17 protein-coding genes are annotated in these 17,269 nt (G+C 56.2%); 13 read left to right on the top strand and 4 right to left on the bottom strand.

All coding sequences use genetic code 11. The features are described from left to right. Window positions 1–269: 269 nt before the first annotated feature. The 3 genes from VF639_RS06805 (at window position 270) to VF639_RS06795 (ending at window position 3,390) form a co-directional block, all read left to right on the top strand. On the top strand, window positions 270–1,277 hold the full coding sequence (locus VF639_RS06805) for a DUF1028 domain-containing protein (RefSeq protein WP_414654675.1): 1,008 nt from the start codon (window positions 270–272) through the stop codon (window positions 1,275–1,277). A 67-nt stretch (window positions 1,278–1,344) separates the two neighbouring features. Further along, window positions 1,345–1,899, top strand: coding sequence for a histidine phosphatase family protein (locus VF639_RS06800; RefSeq protein WP_331145139.1), 555 nt, complete (start codon window positions 1,345–1,347; stop codon window positions 1,897–1,899). A 99-nt stretch (window positions 1,900–1,998) separates the two neighbouring features. After that, window positions 1,999–3,390, top strand: coding sequence for a M20/M25/M40 family metallo-hydrolase (locus VF639_RS06795; protein ID WP_331145138.1), 1,392 nt, complete (start codon window positions 1,999–2,001; stop codon window positions 3,388–3,390). A gap of 148 nt (window positions 3,391–3,538) precedes the next feature. Here VF639_RS06795 and VF639_RS06790 read toward each other — a convergent pair whose 3' ends face one another. Further along, window positions 3,539–3,775: a hypothetical protein gene (locus VF639_RS06790; RefSeq protein ID WP_331145137.1), complete on the bottom strand. Its 237-nt coding sequence runs from the start codon at window positions 3,773–3,775 to the stop codon at window positions 3,539–3,541. Window positions 3,776–4,660: 885 nt separating this feature from the next. Beyond that, on the bottom strand, window positions 4,661–5,488 hold the full coding sequence (locus VF639_RS06785) for an OmpA/MotB family protein (RefSeq protein WP_331145136.1): 828 nt from the start codon (window positions 5,486–5,488) through the stop codon (window positions 4,661–4,663). 238 nt (window positions 5,489–5,726) lie between these two features. Here VF639_RS06785 and VF639_RS06780 point away from each other — a divergent pair, with 238 nt between their 5' ends. The 3 genes from VF639_RS06780 to VF639_RS06770 all read left to right on the top strand — a co-directional run bounded on the left by VF639_RS06780 (window position 5,727) and on the right by VF639_RS06770 (window position 9,086). Continuing rightward, entirely contained in the window at window positions 5,727–7,493 is a 1,767-nt protein-coding gene (locus tag VF639_RS06780; RefSeq protein ID WP_331145135.1) for a S8 family serine peptidase, read from the top strand. Then, window positions 7,490–8,212 carry a hypothetical protein gene (locus VF639_RS06775; RefSeq protein WP_331145134.1) on the top strand — a complete coding sequence of 241 codons (723 nt, stop codon included), beginning with the start codon at window positions 7,490–7,492 and terminating at the stop codon, window positions 8,210–8,212. The genes VF639_RS06780 and VF639_RS06775 overlap by 4 nt, the downstream gene beginning before the upstream one ends. A gap of 271 nt (window positions 8,213–8,483) precedes the next feature. Next, the gene (locus VF639_RS06770) at window positions 8,484–9,086 is read left to right on the top strand and encodes a hypothetical protein (protein ID WP_331145133.1); all 603 of its coding nucleotides are present in this window, start codon (window positions 8,484–8,486) and stop codon (window positions 9,084–9,086) included. A gap of 196 nt (window positions 9,087–9,282) precedes the next feature. Here the strand turns inward: VF639_RS06770 and VF639_RS06765 are convergent, their stop codons facing one another. Next, window positions 9,283–10,623, bottom strand: coding sequence for a M23 family metallopeptidase (locus VF639_RS06765; protein ID WP_331145132.1), 1,341 nt, complete (start codon window positions 10,621–10,623; stop codon window positions 9,283–9,285). A gap of 201 nt (window positions 10,624–10,824) precedes the next feature. Here VF639_RS06765 and VF639_RS06760 point away from each other — a divergent pair, with 201 nt between their 5' ends. The 6 genes from VF639_RS06760 (at window position 10,825) to VF639_RS06735 (ending at window position 15,197) form a co-directional block, all read left to right on the top strand. Next, the gene (locus VF639_RS06760; RefSeq protein WP_331145131.1) at window positions 10,825–11,445 is read left to right on the top strand and encodes a helix-turn-helix domain-containing protein; all 621 of its coding nucleotides are present in this window, start codon (window positions 10,825–10,827) and stop codon (window positions 11,443–11,445) included. Between the two features lie 120 nt (window positions 11,446–11,565). Then, window positions 11,566–12,543: a hypothetical protein gene (locus VF639_RS06755; protein ID WP_331145130.1), complete on the top strand. Its 978-nt coding sequence runs from the start codon at window positions 11,566–11,568 to the stop codon at window positions 12,541–12,543. Window positions 12,544–12,621: 78 nt separating this feature from the next. After that, window positions 12,622–13,473 (top strand): hydroxymethylglutaryl-CoA lyase, encoded by an 852-nt coding sequence (locus VF639_RS06750; RefSeq protein ID WP_331145129.1) that lies wholly within the window; start codon window positions 12,622–12,624, stop codon window positions 13,471–13,473. Window positions 13,474–13,545: 72 nt separating this feature from the next. Beyond that, window positions 13,546–14,280, top strand: coding sequence for a (Fe-S)-binding protein (locus tag VF639_RS06745; protein WP_331145128.1), 735 nt, complete (start codon window positions 13,546–13,548; stop codon window positions 14,278–14,280). Then, on the top strand, window positions 14,274–14,909 hold the full coding sequence (locus VF639_RS06740; protein ID WP_331145127.1) for a hypothetical protein: 636 nt from the start codon (window positions 14,274–14,276) through the stop codon (window positions 14,907–14,909). Before VF639_RS06745 ends, VF639_RS06740 begins: the two co-directional genes overlap by 7 nt. 12 nt (window positions 14,910–14,921) lie before the next feature. After that, complete coding sequence (locus tag VF639_RS06735; RefSeq protein WP_331145126.1) at window positions 14,922–15,197, top strand: hypothetical protein; 276 nt, start codon at window positions 14,922–14,924, stop codon at window positions 15,195–15,197. Window positions 15,198–15,204: 7 nt separating this feature from the next. Here VF639_RS06735 and dapA read toward each other — a convergent pair whose 3' ends face one another. Next, window positions 15,205–16,071 carry a 4-hydroxy-tetrahydrodipicolinate synthase gene (dapA, locus tag VF639_RS06730; protein ID WP_331145125.1) on the bottom strand — a complete coding sequence of 289 codons (867 nt, stop codon included), beginning with the start codon at window positions 16,069–16,071 and terminating at the stop codon, window positions 15,205–15,207. A 122-nt stretch (window positions 16,072–16,193) separates the two neighbouring features. On the opposite strand from dapA, the gene VF639_RS06725 reads away from it, so the two are divergent. Further along, entirely contained in the window at window positions 16,194–17,099 is a 906-nt protein-coding gene (locus VF639_RS06725) for a polysaccharide deacetylase family protein (protein WP_331145124.1), read from the top strand. Window positions 17,100–17,269 lie beyond the last annotated feature (170 nt).

Here is a 17,269-nt window from a genome sequence, read left to right as displayed (position 1 = left end):
GAAGCGGTAAGGTAAAGAATGTAGCACAAGCTTTGTTGGCTTTGGGGCTTGTGTTAGGCGCTCAAAGGTTGTGGCGCGAAGCCGGGGCTTCGCCTATGGTGGGACGACTAGCCCGTGCTGTTACAACGACATTGTGGGACGACTGGCACTGTGCTATTCAACGACACCAGGCAGTTGCAGCGCGCCGCGCCGGCTTCGCGTTGCAACCAACGCCTACGCGCAAAGGCTGCCAGCGTGTATCTTGAAGCACTTTTCTTACCAAGCTCTCTATGAACCGCAAACCGCTACTACTGCTTTTTCTTTTGATGATCCTGCTGCCCGGCGTTTCGCGCCAAGGCGTGGCTCAGGTGTACCGCACTACCGATCCACTGGCGCACACCTTCTCCATCGTGGCCCGCGACCCGCAAACCGGCGATATGGCCGTGGCGGTCCAAAGCCACTGGTTTTCCGTGGGAACCTCGGTGAGTTGGGGCGAAGCCGGCGTGGGCGTGGTAGCTACGCAGTCGTTTACCAACAAGTCGTTTGGGATGCGCGGGCTGGCTTTGCTGAAGAGTGGCAAAACTGCCCAGCAAGCCCTCGATGAGCTGCTGCGCACCGACGAAGGCCGCGACGTACGCCAAGTAGCCATCCTCGATGCGCAAGGCCATGTGGCGACGCACACCGGCAAAAAATGCATCGACATGGCCGGGCAACAGCAAGGCGACCAGTTTTCGGTGCAGGCCAACATGATGCTCAACAACACTGTGCCCGCCGCCATGGCCAAAGCCTACGAGCAGAATGCCAAACTGCCTTTCGCCGAACGGGTAGTAGCCACCCTGGAAGCCGCCCAGGCTGCCGGCGGCGACATTCGGGGCCGGCAATCTGGCGCGCTGCTCGTGGTGCGGGGCAAAGCCACCGACGCCCCTTGGGACGACCAGCTTATCAACCTGCGCGTCGACGACTGTGCCGAACCGCTCAAAGAGCTGGCCCGCCTACTGCGCCTGCACCGCGCCTACGAGCACATGAATGCCGGCGACCTGGCCGTGGAAAAGAACGACGTGCCCGGCGCCATTCGCGAGTACCAGGCCGCCGAAAAGCTCTTCCCCGACAACCTGGAAATGAAGTACTGGCACGCCATCAGCCTCGCCAACAAGCAGCAAGTGCCGGCCGCCCTCAAAATGCTCCAGCCTATCTTCAAGCAAGACCCCAACTGGCGCACGCTCACCCAGCGGCTACCCAAAGTTGGCTTGCTGACCGTGAGTGATGCCGAGCTGAAACAGATTCTGGCGCTGCAATAGCGATACTCAAGTTTCGCTTACGCCTCGTCCTCTCTATTCTTTCACTTCTCTTTTCCTGCCAGAAGCCATGACCCATCTTACCTTTCTACACGTATTGCTTTGGCCTTTGCTGGTCCTCACTACGCAGTGTACTAGCTCAACTGTCTCAACCAAACAGCCAACCACCGTTTATGTGGTGCGTCATGCCGAGAAAGACCTCACGCCCAACCTGCCCGACCCACTCTTAACGCCCGCGGGCCAGCAGCGCGCCGTGGCCCTGCGCGATTCGCTGCTCCGGCGGAAGCCCTTGGCGGCCATTTTCAGCACGGCTACCAGCCGCACCCGCGCCACCGCTGAGTTGCTGGCGCAGGCCCTCAAGCTCCCCATTCAAGACTACGACCCCAAACAGTTGCCCGCGCTGGCCAGCCGCATCCGCCGTAACTATGCCGGCCAAACGGTGCTGGTTGTGGGGCATTCCAACACCATCCTCGAAACCGCCGAAGCCTTTAACGCCGCTCGGCCAGTGCCCACCATCGGCGACAACGAGTACGATTACCTGCTGGAAGTGAAGATTCCGCGCGATTCTACGCAGGCCGCTACGGCCGTGGCGCGGCGCTACGGGGTGGCAACCGCCATCCGCTAATCCGTAGGTGTTGCTGCAACTTGCCTGTTCTTCCTGCTACTTTAGCGCTGCTGGCAGTTGCTATTCAATTGTTGCTCTGTTTTCAACTTCACTCTTTTCATGTTGATTTCCTTTCCTCGCTTCTTGTTGGCTGGTGCGTTTGCCCTGGCTGCCACCGCGCCAGCTGCGGCGCAAACCACTACCAAAATCGATTCGCTGGCTATCCGTAAAATCTACGATGAAGCCCTGCTGCGGGGCCAGAGCTACGACAACCTGCGTGAACTGTGTACCAAAGTAGGAGGGCGCCTAAGCGGCTCGCCGCAGGCCGAACAGGCGGTACAATGGGGCAAAGTGGCCATGGAAAAGCTCGGCCTCGACCGGGTGTACCTGCAAGAGGTAATGGTGCCGCATTGGGTGCGTGGCGCCAAGGAAAAAGCAGAAATAAAACCCGCGAAAGGCAAAGGTGTCAGCCTTGATGTCTGCGCGCTCGGTGGGTCCGTGGGAACGGGCGGTAAGCTCAAGGCGCAAGTAGTGGAAGTACACAGCATGGCCGAATTGGCCGCCCTGCCCGCCGAGAAGGTGAAAGGGAAGTTCGTGTTCTTCAACCGCCCCATGAACCCCACCTACGTGGAAACCGGCCGCGCCTACGGCGAAGCCGGAGACCAGCGCCGCATCGGGGCCTCCGAAGCCGCCAAGCGTGGGGCCGTGGGCGCCTTGGTCCGCAGCCTCAGCCTGGCCCACGACGACCAGCCCCACACCGGCACCATGCGCTACGAAGACAACGTGGCCAAGGTGCCAGCCGCCGCCCTCAGCACCAACGGCGCCGACCAGCTCAGCCAACTCCTCAAAGTGGATTCTAACCTGATGGTGGAGTTGGAAATGGCCTGCCAGACGTTGCCCGACGTGAAAAGCTACAATGTAGTAGGCGAAATCAAAGGCTCGAAATACCCCGCCGAAATCATTACTGTTGGTGGCCACCTCGATTCGTGGGACCTGGCCCAGGGCGCCCACGACGATGGCACCGGCTGCGTACAAAGCATGGAAGTACTCCGGCTACTTAAGGCCACCGGTTTGCGCCCTGAGCGCACGCTTCGGGCAGTGCTGTTCATGAACGAGGAGAACGGCGCGCGCGGGGGCAGCAAATATGCCGAGCTGGCTAAAGCAGCCAAAGAGCAGCACGTAATTGCAATGGAATCGGATGGGGGCGGCTTCACCCCCCGTGGCTTCAGCATTGAGGCGGACCCCGCTACTATAAAGAAGATGCAGCAGTGGGAACCACTATTCGTACCCTACAAAAGCAATGAATTTGCCCCCGGCCACGGCGGAACCGACATCAGCCCCTTAAAAGACCAGGTGAAAGCCCTCATCGGCTATAATTGCGACGACCAGCGCTATTTCGACATTCACCACACCGCCGCCGATACTTTCGATAAAGTGAACCGCCGCGAGCTAGAGCTAGGCGGGGCAAGTATGGCGTCACTTATTTATCTAATCAGTAAATATGGCTTGTAATATTGCCCACTAGGGAATAGAGGCTGGCAGAGAGTTAAAACAAACTTGCTTTGATTTATTGGCTTGTTTAGTTGGCTTCCTATTAGATAATAAAGTAAAAAGCCGCCCGCAAATAATTGCGGGCGGCTTTTTACTTTATTAATAACAACTAATCAGCAGAAGCGGCTTCTTTCTTTGGGCGGCCTGGACGCTTACCAGTGCTGCTTACAGCGCGGGGCTTACGCTCTTTTTTCTCAACCGTATAGCCGGGCTCCAGCATTGTGCTGATTTCCGTAATCAATTCGGTTACTTTGGTCATATTTTTGCGAATCTGGTTGAGCACCGCTTCATTATCTTCGGCGCTGGCCAGAATTTGCTGTAGTTTGCTGAGGTCGGGAGTAGCCATGGGCTGGAAATTTTGGTTGAGAGGATATGAACTAATGCTCAAAGTTGAACTAAAAACTATTTATATCAAATAGTTTTCAACTACAACGAGAAAAAAGCATTCAGGTTATCTATTTACTGCAACTAAATTCCGCTTATAACTGAAGCTAATTTCAGTTTTATTATTTGGCAAGGAGTCTACCGCAAGCTAGACTCAGTTGGTAGCCTAGGTACTTAACAACTACAACGTGATTTATTTAAAGCCCAAGCCCTGCAAAAAACACGTTTTCATAGAAGCTCAGCTATAGAAAGCGACCACCCTTGCCGATTAAGACCACTAGTAGGCCTGCCGGACCAGGTAAGGCAAGCTTTAATTGAAGCTTAAATCGGTGGATTCGTATGGAGACATACGAGTAGATTGAATTATATTCAATACTATTCTGTCACGCAGTAGCTTCACTTCAACTACAGCCGTTGCTTAGCAGCTTTTTTTGAAGACAATCTTTCTGTTACTCTGCATACGAACTGGCAAGTAAGAAGGATATTAAGGTGCAGGTAGGCGTAGATGAAATTATTTTATTGAACTGTACCATCAACATCTGGCTGCTTGTGCAATTTATGCAGCAAGACCATTCCATTACCATGTTGTTACCGACGTTAAGAAACTGTAGTCTCTATAAGAATTTCTTATTGGTAAGGGTTGCTGCTATCAGTAATAAAATTTTGTCAACTACTCTTATTCATTTCTTCTTCAGCCAATCAACTGCTTGGTATCCGGAAGTGTGGGCACAATAAATAGCATTGTGTAGTGCCTTCTGTTGAAATAGAATAGGGCTATTATGCAACAATGACTTTCCATTGCGGGAAAGTCACTGTGTGTATGACAACAGAAATAAGTGAGCTATAATTAGTTGGTTTCCAGAATCTGGAATAATTCGTCGAGTTTAGGAGTTAAAATAATTTCGGTGCGCCGGTTCAACGCTTTATTCGCGGACGTATTGTTTTGGGCAACAGGCACATACTCGGCGCGGCCCGAAGGCGTTACCTGACCGGCGGGCAACCCGTTGGCGGTAAGCAGGCGGGTAATTTCAGTGGCGCGCAACACGCTCAAATCCCAATTGTCGCGCATGCCAACGGTGCCTCTGGCTATGGGCACGTTGTCGGTGTGGCCCTCTACCAGCACGTTCACGTCTTGGTTGCCTTGCAGGGCCGCAGCTAGCTTTTTCAACGCTTCCTGGCCCTTGGGGTCGACTTTGGTGGAGCCCGATTTAAAGAGCAACTGCTCGGAGAGCGAAACGTACACTTTGCCGTTCTTCACATTGATCTGCAAATCCTGGGCGTTGAAGCCTAAGAGGGCGTCGCCAACTTTCTGGCGCAGGGCTTTCACCGCGGCGTCCTTCTGGTCGAGAATGCGCTGCATTTCCGCTATGCGCTGCTCTTTCGAGCGTAGATCGGCCGAAAGAGCACTATTGGCCTGTTCGGCGCCGCTGAGGTTGTCGTTTAGCTGATTTACTTGTTGGTTCTTGTTGAGTAGGCTAGCCCGTAGCGCTTCTTCGTTGCGCGCTTTCTCTTGTTCGAGAGCGGTTTTTTGCGCCTGCAACTGGTCGCGCGAGGAGGTTAGCGTGGCATTCTGTTGTTGCAGCGCCGCAATTTCCTTGGCGTTGCAACCACCGAGCAGGAATGCACCAGAGCCAAGCACAGACAGGAGTACCAAACGGGCAGACAGCAGGTTCATAAGAAAGAAGAAAAAGTGAGAAAAATGGTTGAGCTTGAAACGGCGCCAGGTAAGGTTGAGTTGTCGGCCAACACGACCACGGGCAGTTGTTTTGCGTTAGCTTTGAAGTGTTGAAGCTCAACCTCTCTTTTGGGCTGTTAGGCGCTATTTTTGCGGCCGATTGTTTCCTGATGGTATTTTTAGATCTGCTATATCCTTGCTGTATTTGCTACCCCGCGTCCAGGTTTTAGTGCTGCTCTTGTTGTGGACAACCACCAGTCGGGTTGCAGGCGCCCCACCCACGCGCCGCTACTGGGTGGAGCTGTGCGACAAAGCTGGTGTTGAGTTCGAGCCAAGCCTGTATTTCCATGCGGCGGCCCAGGCCCGCCGCCAGCGGCAGCACTTGCCCGCCGCCGATCCTACCGATTTTCCAGTTAGTCCGGCGTATCTGCGGGCCGTGCAGGCGCACACCGATACAGTGCTTTTCGTGAGCCGCTGGTTTAATGCTGTGGCGTGTCGAGCCACGGCGGCCCAGGTTGTCGCGCTTGTTAAGCTCCCCGGGGTGCGGCACGTGATAGAGTTGCCGGAAAGGGCACTGCTGCCCGCCAGTCACCAAGGCTTAAGAGCCGTTGCTAGTCGGGGCGACAAAACCACCATCAGTACTGCCGACCGCCAGCTGGCGCGTCAGCAAACCCGTACCCTAGGAGCCGATGCGCTTCGGCAGGCCGGGCTAGATGGACGGGGCTTGCGCATTGCTATTTTCGACGTGGGCTTCAACGGGGCCGACCAGCATCCGGCTTTCCGGCAACTCTTTGCAGAAAAGAAGGTGGTGGCCACTTTTGATTTCGTGCACCAAACCCCCAACGTGTTTCATGGTGGCACGCACGGGCTAGAGGTGCTCTCGTGTTTGGCGGGCCGCCTACCCGATGGTACCCTGCTCGGCTTGGCGCCCGGAGCCGAGTATCTGCTGGCCCGAACCGAGCGCATGAACCGGGAAGTCTACTCCGAGGAGCTGGATTGGCTGGCCGCCGTGGAATGGGCCGACCGCAACGGCGCCGACATCATCAACTCATCGTTGGGGTATACTGCGCGCCGTTATTTCCCCGAGGACATGAACGGCCGCACCAGCCTGGTGGCCCGCGCCGCCGAACTGGCCGTCCGTAAAGGTATGCTGGTAGTAAACGCGGCCGGCAACGACGGCGACAACGACGACTGGCGCACCATCGGCACCCCCGCCGATGGCGATTCAGTGCTGGCGGTAGGGGGCATAAACCCGGAAACCGGTCTACACCTCGATTTCAGCGCTTACGGTCCTTCCGCTAGCCGGCGGCTAAAACCCAACGTCGCCGCATTTGGGACAGTATTGGCCGCTTCTCCCGGCGGCTATGCCCGCATCGATGGTACTTCCTTTGCTTCGCCCTTGGTGGCGGGCTTTGCCGCCTGCGCCTGGCAACAGCAACGTACGCTGCCGGTCATGGGCCTTTTCGCTGAAATCGAGCAGTCAGCCAGCTTGTATCCTTATTATGACTACGCCCACGGCTACGGCATCCCACAGGCAACGGTGGTGATGCGCAACGTAGTTGGGCAAGCGCCCCCCCGGCAAGCCCCAACCGTTGACTTCGTGATGCAAGACAGCGCGCTGGCCGTGGTTATTCGCCCCGAGGTAGAGCGGCCGGTTGTGGTGCAGCAACTCCCGCTTTACGTCGATTCCATTACTGCCAAGCTGGCTACCGACAAAGCGCCGCCGCGGGTGGCCCCGCTCGGCCGCGAAGATGCCCGCCCAACGCAACCAGAAGGCCAAAGTCCCGCAGTAGCAGCAGCGGTGCCCACAACTCCTGCGCCGCCGTTGCCCGCCGCCAGTTACTTGTACTGGCACATTGCCGACGCCCGAGGGGTGCTTCGCCGCTACGAGGTGATGGAAGTAAGTCAGCGGGCCATCCTGCGCATTCCGCGCCGCACCTTGCGCCCTGGCGATGTAGTCCGGGTTTTCTACCAAGGCACCACGCATAGCTACCCCGTCCGATGAGCTTTCCCAAGAATCTGAAGGCTGCCTTAACGCTGATGCTGGTGGTGCTGATCAGCATATCCGCGCGGGCCCAACGGGTGCTGCTGCACGCCGAGGTAGCCGAAGACACGGTTTATAACTCGTTCGGGCCGAATCGAGCCTTCTTCAACCACCTTTATCTAGGCTATCTGCCGGTGGTAGGCCGGGCCGCCGATGGTGCTAAGCTGCACTACGGCAACTCAGCCGAATTGATGTTCGGCCTGCGCAACAAGTTCAAGCTAAACGAACCCCTAAGTGTGGGAGCGGACTTACGGTTTGTACGGATGGTATACGTGCTCGACCAAAATAGTCAGAAGCGCCTGCCTACGCCTGCCTTGCATTACCGCGAGTCACTGGTGGTGTCGCAGTGGCAGTTGGAAGGATTTATCCGACTGAACGTGGGGCAGCGCGGCAACATATTAGGCCGTTACCTCGACCTGACGGGGTGGGGTGGGTGGGTGATGAGCACGGCCCATCGGTATGAAGACCGGCCCGGGGTAGGCGCCAAGAAGGTGCAAGTAGCGGAACATGGCCTACCTTATATAGAACGTTGGCCGTATGGCGTGGGAGCTCGCCTAGGTTTGGGCCGCTGCGCCGCCGTAGCCCGCTACCGACTCTCCGATACCTTTACCTCTGCTTATCAAACGCAGTACCCCGAGTTGCCTCGTTGGACGATAGGGCTGGAGTTGGGCTGGCTTTAAAAATTATATTTAAAATTGGCATTTTTCAAACCTTAGGTTGACTGGTAGCCGTATATTGCCCATAATATAAGCTTAACATTACACAGCGGGAAGGTTAAACTGAAAACGTCAAACAAGCCTGAATATTTAATCCTGCGTAGTTTTTTTGGTAGATAAAGGGTTAGCTGTAGCTTTGATTTAAAAATAGAGACTACAGCTTTCAAGTGCTTCCCGCTCGACGGGTGACTTTGTACTTTGCCGACCTGCTCTAATTAAAGTTTTTCGCGTAATAATGAAAAATATAGTACTAGCAGCCGCCTGTTTAGGGCTTATGTTTGAAGTGTCCTCTTGTATCACCACTGATAAAGAGGCTGGCACATCTCGCAATACAGATAAGCCTTATACCCCCGTTCCGGATCCATCGCGCGGCCGCGTCACCAATCGAACCGTGTTGCGCACGGTGAACTCAACTCACTACTTCTCTAATACCAAGACCAAAGACAACTTTGTGCTGCAATTGCGAGGTACCAAGATCCTAAACTCACAAGCGCGCTTCATCATCCTGACTAGTACCGGCGATACGCTGCGGAAAGAAATTATACCTGCCACCGCGCTGCTAGACAAGCGCTTGGCATCTGACCCAACGGCGGCCACGGCTCGCGACAAGGAAATAGCCATTCTGCAGAGTATGAACACTTTCTTCAAGGAAGACAAGTTTATGCAGCCCGCTGTGCCCCGTACGCTTCGCCTCCCTAGCGACGTAGACCCCCAAGCCTGGCAGGCCGTGCGAGAAGACACCAAAGCCGTTGGCTTCGATTACGTTGCAGCAGGCGGCAAAGAGCGGCGCCTGGCTTACGCCAAGAAACTGCGCAAAGCGGTTATTGTGGCGGAATAAGTTGACGTTGTATCAAGAAAGAAAGAAAGCGGCCTCTGACAAATGTTAGGGGCCGCTTTCTTATGTGCCAAACCGAGCCAACAAAAAAACGCGGCGCAGCTCCACCAGGAAAACTGCGCCGCGCTGTTCCAATCACCGGGTGAAAGGTATTGCGGCCTACATGAACAGTTAGTGAAGCCAACGCAACCTGTAACAGCTACGAGTCGATACCGGCGAGCCAGCCGATAGTGCCCGCAGCGCTACGCACCAATCGATACCCTTGAAACTCGCCTAGCACTGCCACCAAACTGCGAGCGGGCAAGGAATCGAGGGTGGCTGCGCCGGTTTGAGGTTGGGCGTATAGGTCGGTGGCTACGGGTAGGGCCGTCTGGCGCAAGGGGGCAGTGGCTGCTACCACAGCCTTAGCCGGAATGTAGCCTAACTGCCCGTCGGGGCGCTGCACCCGGTACCAGTCGGTTTGGCTGCCGACCACCAAGAGCGGAGTATTGCGCACAACGCCCGCTATGGTGGTAGCCTTGGTTAAGGGGCCGCGGTGCAGGGCGGCTTGCTTGTCGCGCACTCGCACCCACTGGCCTAGCCGCTCGGGCGCCGTGCGCGGGGCAGGAGGTAGCGCATCGGCGTGGCGCACAAACGGGAAGGGGTCGACGGCGCCCCGGCCACCCCGGTAGATGCCGAAGTGCAGGTGCGGCGGCGTGGTGCGGGCATTGCCGGTGTTGCCAATCAAGCCGAGCGTATCACCTATGCGCACTTGCTGGCCCGGCTGCACCAGTTGCTGGTCGAGGTGGGCGTAATAAATGTGCTGGCTGTGCTCGGTATCGGCGAGCCACACCACCTTGCCGCCGCGCGGGGTTTCGTTTACGCGGGTAATAAAGCCAGCGGCGGCGGCTACGGCGGGCGTACCGCGCTTGGCAAAGATGTCGATGCCCTCGTGCCGGCGGGCGCCGCCGTCGCGGTCCATTCCCCAAAAGCTGCCAACAGCCACGTCGTTTTTGCCACGCACCGGAAAGCCCAGGCTAGGGGCCCGCTGAATGCGCAAGGTAAACTGCCCGGTACGTAGCAGTTCCGGCTGCACGCGCAGCAGGTGCTGGCGGTCGTCTTCGGCAACGTAGCTAAAGGATAGCGCCGTAGTATCGGCCGAGGCCAAGGGGCGGGGGGCAGCCCGATCGGGGTCTAGCTCGAAAGCATCCAGAAACACGCGGGCCTCGGTGCCACCTCCTAAAGTCAAACTGATCCGGACGGTTTCACCTTCGCGCACTTGGTACCGGTACGAGGACGCAGTAGCCCGCTCGGCCGCGAAATAGCCGGTTTCCTGGAACGGCAGGGTTACTACCAACGAGTCGCGCAGGGCCTTATCGGCGGCCGCCAGCCAGTCGCGGCCTAAGGCCGTTTGGTCGAGGCCGGCTTGGCGTAGGCGCCGGGCGTAGGTTTCGTGGGGCGTTGATTTCTGAAAGATGCCCTGTAGGGTTTGTTGCTGGCTACAAGCCGTAAGCAGCAGAAAGAAAACAAAGTATAGCAGAGCGCGCAGGCGAAAGGGCATGTGTGAATGATTTCTTTCCAAACGCCTAATCAAGCAGGGTAGTTCGCCGCCTTGCTTACTGCTTCAAGCCAGAGAACCTGAAGTCTTGAACTTGAACTGAAGAATTGACTTCCGCTTACCATATAGTAAAGGTGCTCGGGAAGTATATATGGAACAAGAAAGGTATTATTGGCTGATTTTACTGGTCCTCCACACGTTCGTATGTTTTCTGCTACTCGCATCGTTGCCGCTCGCAAAAGCAAGGGATTTTCACAGGAGCTGCTGGCCGAGCGGTCGGGCGTAAGTTTGCGCACCATACAGCGAGTGGAACAGGGCGACACCGTTCCCCGCGGCCACACGGTGCAGGCCCTGGCCGAGGCCCTGAACGTTCCGCTCGAAGTCCTGCAGAACAAGCTTGCCTCGGAGCCCGAATTCGATGCCGCGCCAGCACCGGTGCTGCCGGTCGCCCCACCGGTGCTGCGGTCCGACCCACAATTTCTCCAATTGCTCAACCTGAGCGCACTGAGCTTCTTGGTGCTGCCCTTGCTCAACATTGTGCTGCCTTTGCTGCTCTGGCGCGCGCGCCGCCACGACACCGAACACGTGGCCGAACTAGGTCGTCGGGTGCTAGGCTTCCAGATTCTGTGGCAGGTTGGCTGCTTCTTTGTGTATATGGTGTTGCTAGTGGGCCAGATGCTGGTAGCGCACTATTATCACCTTGTGCTGCCTGGCGCTTTCATGGGCGTGTTCCTGGTTACCTACCTGCTCAACGTGCTGACGGTTGTGTACTATGCGCTGCAACTGCGCCAAGGCCGCCTCGACTTGTACCGTGTTAGGCTGTAATAAGAAGCTGATAGTCAGACAGTAGAAACAAGTGGCGGCTAAATGGCGGTAATATGACGCACGGCTGTGTTCAACGAGACGCTAGGTTTGATTTCATAATCCAACCTAATTCCGTTACTCGTGAAACCCCTTTTCAAAATTCTGCTGGCCGTGCTGGTCCTACTAGTGGTAAGTGCTATCGGTGGCTACTTCTACGTTCGGAAGCAGTTTCGGGCGCCACGCAATCAACTCGTCGTTACGCAGCTACCCGCCACCAGCTCTTTCGTATGGGAAGCGGATACTACCAATCAGCGGGCCATGCCCCACGCGGCGTTGCTGGTGCCCGTGCTGCTGCCAGGCTGCTCGCGCACCTGCTATCTGCAATTCGACACAGGGGCGCCCTATTCCGTACTGTATGCCAACTCTCTGGCTGCCCTTCGCGGCCAGTATCCGGCTACGGCCAATACGCTCCTGCCTCAAGCCGATACGGTGCGCCATTTTCGTTTCGCGCTCGGGCAGGGGCAGGTACAGGCGCGGGCTATTCGCGTGATGCAGCGCGGCGCGACTCAGCTGCCAGCCGATAGTACGGCCCCGTTCGTCATCGGCACGCTAGGAGCAGATGTGCTAGCCAAGCAAGTGCTGGTTATCGACTACGCCCGCCGGCAGTTTAGCTTGTGTTCTGCAGTGCCCGATAGCCTGTTGCGCCGAGCTACCTACGTGCCGATGAGTTTCGACAGCCGCCGGGTGCTACTCAACGTGCGCTTGCAGGGCAAACCCAAGCAGCTGCTTTTCGATTCGGGCAGCAGCGCCTTTGCCCTGCTTACCAGCCAGGATGCCTGGCACGAGTTGGCCCGCTCGGCGGCGCCAGCCCGTACGGCTGCCGTTAACTCATGGGGCAAAACCTTGACGGCGCATACTGTGGCTACGGCCGCGGCTTTGCAGCTAGGAGCCTTAGTGGTGCCGTTGGGCACCGTTACGTATATCGAGGGCACCAGCATGTGGCAAGAATTGCTGATGCGTTTTTCGGGGATGGGCGGTATGCTCGGCAACGAGCCCTTCGTGAACCAGACGGTTATTCTGGATGCTCCGGGCGGGCGGTTTGGGGTGGTGCAGGAGTAGGCCTGGTATGTTAGGTGTCGGTTTGACGTTGGGGCTTCTACCTTTGCTGCTCCACGCTGCTTTCCCGCCCTTCTATATATGAAACTAATCGACTGCCCGCGCGATGCGATGCAGGGCTGGCCCACCTTTATTCCCACCGCCCAAAAAGCAACCTACCTCAACACCCTGCTGCGCGTCGGCTTCGATACGCTCGACTTCGGTAGCTTCGTTTCACCCAAAGCCATTCCACAGCTAGCCGATACCGCCGAGGTGCTAGCCGGCTTGAACTTGGATGGCATTACCACCAAGCTGTTGGCTATTGTAGCCAATTTGCGCGGGGCCGAAACGGCAGCTCAGTACCCGCAGATCCAATACATTGGGTTTCCGTTGTCGGTATCAGAAACCTTCCAGCAGCGCAACACCAACAAAAGCATACCCCAAGCTCTCGACGACGTGGCTCGGATGCAGGAGCTGTGCGCCCGCACCGGCCAGCAACAGGTGGTGTATTTGAGCATGGGTTTCGGCAACCCGTATGGTGACCCGTGGAGCCCGGAAATTCTAGGCGAGTTTACCAGGAAACTCGACACGCTAGGGGTGCGCATCGTGGCGTTGTCGGACACTATTGGGGCTTCGGTGCCCGCCACCATTGCGCCGCCGTTTCAGGAGCTAACGGCGGCCTTCCCGCACATTGAGTTTGGGGCTCATCTGCACACCACCCCCGACACCTGGCGCGAAAAAGTGCAGGCCGCTTACGGTGCCGGCTGCCGCCGCTTCGACGGCGCCCTCGGGGGCTACGGCGGTTGTCCCATGGCCGCTGATCAGCTCACCGGCAACATGCCCACTGAGCGTCTGATCAATTTTGCCGCCGAAGTAGGAGAGAAGTTATCCGTAAACGAAGGAGCGCTATGTGAGGCAATCGAGCTAAATCAGGCAATATTTGCAACCCAATAGAATTACTACTAGTTTCTTTTCTTTTTCAAAGCCTATCGAGGGATTAATGCCCTTTGCTAACGACCCGCTCCCATGCCTACTGCCGTCGATATATTTATTCCCTGCTTCGTAGATCAGCTTTTTCCGGAAACGGCCATGAACATGGTGAAAGTGCTGGAAGCCGTTGGCTGCGAGGTGCATTACAACAGCAACCAAACTTGCTGCGGCCAGCCAGCCTACAACGCCGGTTACAAAAAAGAGAGCCGCGAAGTGGCCTGCAAGTTCCTCGGCGATTTCCCCAACGAGCCCGACCGCTACATCGTGAGCCCCTCGGCTTCCTGCGTGGGTATGGTGCGCAACTCCTACGCCGAGCTATTTGATGGTAGCCCCGAGCAGGGCCGCTACCATGCCACCCAGCGCCGTATTTTCGAGCTTACCGAGTTTTTGGTCGATGTGCTTGGCATTACCTCTATTCCGCAAGCCCGCCTGCAAGGCCGCTACACCTACCACGACTCTTGCTCCGCCCTGCGCGAGTGCGGCATTAAAATAGCCCCTCGGCAGTTGCTGGACGCTATTCCGGGCCTTGAGCGCCTCGAAATGGCGGAAAATGAAACCTGCTGCGGCTTCGGCGGCACCTTTGCCGTGAAGTTTGAAGCTATTTCCGTGGCCATGGCTGAGCAGAAGGTAGAGCATGCTCTGGCCACGGGTGCCGAGTACATCATCAGCACCGACACCAGTTGCCTAATGCACCTTGATGCGTACATCCGCCGCGAGCAAAAGCCTATCAAAACACTGCACGTCGCCGATGTGCTAGCAAGTGGGTGGTAAATAACGGGTTCAGCGGATTAGCCGGATTAATCGATTTTTGTGGGCGATATGAAGGCGAGTTTGCTGGTATTTATTTTGAGTGGTCTGTGGGGGGTGACATCCTGCGGAAGGGGGCTGAGGTTTCGGAATTATCTATCGCAGGAAATACCCCAGGCTCAGCCAAGGACGCGGAATTTTTCATCAAGAACAAGGAATTCGTTTACCTGGCAAGCGGCTACGACCACCAGCTTCGTTCTGCCGTCACAGATACCATTACGCTGACCTCCAGCGGCACCAGATGGGACAGAGACTCCCCCCAAAAAACAATTGGGTGGAAAAATAGAACTAGTGGTGCGGGATCCGGCGTGATCGAAAACGACGCGTGCGTCTGGATACACCCGCCCCGATTTAATAGATATGATATCCTGGAATTAAGCCCTTTTCCAGAAGTGAAGAAGCCGTTCGTGCCCAGTCAGGAATGGGATTGGCAACTGGAATTGGGCTCCCATTGGTCTAACCCTGCCTGGGCGGTCTGGAAGGGCAATATGTTGGTTGGAACGCACTACAAAGCCATTGGGAAGCGCACGGTTGCCACGGCCCTGGGAAAACTGGTGTGCGAGGAAGTGAGGGTGGTTCCGCGCTGCTCGTAAGGTAGTAGCACGTTGCGTACTTTGTTTCATCCTGTCTATGGCTTTGTCGAGCTCGACTACGTCAATATCGACGGCAAGCGCATGAAGCTGCAACTTATTAGTACCGCAGTGCAAAACAAGTTTGATGGTGAAGCCTTCTTCAAGCAAGCAGCAACGATAGTCGTTGTTACGTTAATTGTGCCAGTTGTTCTACAATACGCGAAGCGCAGGCTTCGCGCTACAGCCTGCGCCCCAATGAATTGCGCTAAGTTGTTTTCTGATGGGAAGCTGCGAACAGGCCAGCAATAGTAAGCTGCTACAGCACCTGTCCGATACGCTCGCGCAAGCTTTCACTGGCCGCCAGCAGCGGCAGCCGCACCGCTCCGTCGCACACGCCCAGCGCTTCTAGTGCCGCTTTTACTCCTACCGGGTTGCTCTCTTCATACATCAGCGGGTTCAGGTCTACGAACCTGAAAAGTAGTTTGCTGGCTTGGGCATACTCGCCCGCCAGCGCGTGGCGCACCATATCGGTGAAAGGGCGCGGAAAAGCGTTGGCTAGAACCGATATCACTCCCACGGCTCCAAAGCTGACAAGCGAGGTTGTCATCATGTCGTCGCCGGAGATAAGCAAGAAGTCGTCGGGTTTGTGGGCGGCTATCTGCTGGCACTGTTCTAGGTTGCCGCTCGCTTCTTTGATGCCGATGATGTTGGGGTGCTGGGCCAGGCGCAGCGTGGTGGCAGCCGTTAGGTTGGATGCCGTTCGGCCGGGCACATTGTACAAAATAAGCGGTACCGGTGAGGCACCAGCCAGGTGCTCATAATGAGCAATGATGCCATTCTGCGAGGGTTTATTGTAGTAGGGACTGGCAGAAAGCAAAGCTGCAATACCCGATAAATCAGTGTTGCGGATAGTGGCTTCGATACCAGCGGTGTCGTTGCCGCCAAGGCCGTAAACGAGCGGTACGCGGCCTGCTACGTGTTCTTTGACCACGCGCAGAATTTCAACTTTCTCTTCGGGCGTAACGGTTGGCGACTCGGCAGTGGTGCCGTTCACAACCAGGTATTCAACTCCACCGTCCATCACGAAATCGAGCAAGCGACGCAGAGCGGAATAATCGACGGCGCGGTCGGAAGGGGTAAAGGGAGTGACAAGGGCGACACCCGTGCCTCGGAATTTGTCCATGCGAGGAATTAACTGTTGCTTTGTAGGATGCAAGAAGAATAGAAATAGTTAAAAGCCTTTTCTGAACTTCGTTACGCCAAAATAAAGCATTTGCCTGCGGTCTGGCCATCTTTTTATATTTCATGAAGTTTTCTTACTCCTCATTAATTGCCGCTGCCCTTTGTGCTACGGTGTTCTCCCTTTCTTCCTGCAACGATTCGAAACCAGCTTTAACGGCCGAAGGAACCGCCGCTGTGCAAGCGGCTACTAGCTCAGCAGCAACGACCGAGGTAGCCGCTTCTGGTCCATCGGCACCCGATCCGGCTAGCATTCCGGCCAGCCGCATTGCCGATGCGGCTACTATCACGGCCCGTCCGCAGGTACCTATCCTGTGTTACCATCAAATCCGCGACTGGCGGCCCCGCGACTCGAAAGGAGCCAAAGATTACATCGTACCCGTCGAGCAGTTTAAAAAGCAAATCCAGATGCTGGCCGACAGTGGCTACCACACCATTTTGCCCGACCAGCTTTATGCTTACCTGGCTACGGGAGCACCACTGCCCCCCAAGCCCATCATGCTTACCTTCGACGATACCGACCTAGACCAGTTTATGGTGGCTCGGCCTGAGCTGGAAAAATACGGTTTCAAGGGCGTGTACTTCGTGATGACGGTGAGTTTGGGCCGGCCGCGCTACATGAGCAAGGCGCAGGTAAAGCAGTTATCTGATGAGGGCAACGTTATCGGGTCCCACACCTGGGACCATCACAACGTGAAGAAGTATCAGGGGGAAGACTGGGTAACCCAAATAGAAAAGCCTACCAAAACCCTCGAGGAAATCACGGGTAAGGACATCAAGTATTTCGCTTATCCCTTTGGCTTGTGGAACCCGGAGGCTATTCCGCAACTCAAGCAACGTGGCATGGTGGCCGCTTTCGTCCTGTCCGAAAAGCGCGACCTTCAAGACCCGCTCTACACAATCCGCCGGCTTATTGCCAGCGGCTACTGGAGCCCCCGCACTTTGCACAACAGCTTGGTAAATAGCTTTTAACCGTTAAAAGCACCCTAGCCGATAGGAAGTATCAATTGCTTGTGATTTGCTAGCAAAATAGAGAAGCCATTTAGAGCGCCGTGCTGATGTTCGACTGACTTTGGTGTTTTCTGGATTAAGTAGCTTCAAGACCTCAAAGACAAGGGCCGCCGACTAGCTAGTCGGCGGCC

The sequence above is a fragment of the Hymenobacter sp. genome (assembly GCF_036387835.1).
GTDB lineage: Bacteria > Bacteroidota > Bacteroidia > Cytophagales > Hymenobacteraceae > Hymenobacter.
This window is presented reverse-complemented; position numbering and strand designations above follow the sequence as displayed.

What these genes read in the sequence shown, in the direction of transcription:
- dapA (WP_331145125.1), bottom strand. Translation starts at nt 16,071, where the DNA reads ATGGACAAATTCCGAGGCACGGGTGTCGCCCTTGTCACTCCCTTTACC.
- VF639_RS06805 (WP_414654675.1), top strand. Translation starts at nt 270, where the DNA reads ATGAACCGCAAACCGCTACTACTGCTTTTTCTTTTGATGATCCTGCTG.
- VF639_RS06765 (WP_331145132.1), bottom strand. Translation starts at nt 10,623, where the DNA reads ATGCCCTTTCGCCTGCGCGCTCTGCTATACTTTGTTTTCTTTCTGCTG.
- VF639_RS06795 (WP_331145138.1), top strand. Translation starts at nt 1,999, where the DNA reads ATGTTGATTTCCTTTCCTCGCTTCTTGTTGGCTGGTGCGTTTGCCCTG.
- VF639_RS06775 (WP_331145134.1), top strand. Translation starts at nt 7,490, where the DNA reads ATGAGCTTTCCCAAGAATCTGAAGGCTGCCTTAACGCTGATGCTGGTG.
- VF639_RS06790 (WP_331145137.1), bottom strand. Translation starts at nt 3,775, where the DNA reads ATGGCTACTCCCGACCTCAGCAAACTACAGCAAATTCTGGCCAGCGCC.
- VF639_RS06770 (WP_331145133.1), top strand. Translation starts at nt 8,484, where the DNA reads ATGAAAAATATAGTACTAGCAGCCGCCTGTTTAGGGCTTATGTTTGAA.
- VF639_RS06750 (WP_331145129.1), top strand. Translation starts at nt 12,622, where the DNA reads ATGAAACTAATCGACTGCCCGCGCGATGCGATGCAGGGCTGGCCCACC.
- VF639_RS06785 (WP_331145136.1), bottom strand. Translation starts at nt 5,488, where the DNA reads ATGAACCTGCTGTCTGCCCGTTTGGTACTCCTGTCTGTGCTTGGCTCT.
- VF639_RS06760 (WP_331145131.1), top strand. Translation starts at nt 10,825, where the DNA reads ATGTTTTCTGCTACTCGCATCGTTGCCGCTCGCAAAAGCAAGGGATTT.
- VF639_RS06745 (WP_331145128.1), top strand. Translation starts at nt 13,546, where the DNA reads ATGCCTACTGCCGTCGATATATTTATTCCCTGCTTCGTAGATCAGCTT.
- VF639_RS06725 (WP_331145124.1), top strand. Translation starts at nt 16,194, where the DNA reads ATGAAGTTTTCTTACTCCTCATTAATTGCCGCTGCCCTTTGTGCTACG.
- VF639_RS06800 (WP_331145139.1), top strand. Translation starts at nt 1,345, where the DNA reads ATGACCCATCTTACCTTTCTACACGTATTGCTTTGGCCTTTGCTGGTC.